Annotated in this window: 1 protein-coding gene; it reads left to right on the top strand. The window is 37.0% G+C overall.

Features of this window, described 5'->3' with window-relative positions; all coding sequences use genetic code 11:
• The coding region (locus ACWA1B_RS23055; RefSeq protein WP_456910989.1) for an alpha/beta hydrolase fold domain-containing protein at window positions 1–257 on the top strand (257 nt) is incomplete at both ends.

The following is a 257-nucleotide window of genomic DNA, read 5'->3' as shown; positions in this document are numbered from 1 at the left end:
GCTACAGCAAGTGCTTTAATGGCGAAAGAAAAAGGAACGCCTTTGTATAAAGTGCAAATTCTGTTCTGGCCTGTAACCGATGCTAATTTTGAAACAGAATCGTATAAAGTATACGGCAAACAGCGTTTTCTAACTGATTCTTTAATGAAATGGATGTGGGATCAATATGTGGATCCTTCTAAAAGAAAAGAAATCTATGCTTCGCCATTGCAGGCAAGTTTGTCTCAACTAAAAGGTTTACCTCCAACTTTAATTCA

The organism is Flavobacterium xizangense, assembly GCF_054075145.1.
This window is presented reverse-complemented; position numbering and strand designations above follow the sequence as displayed.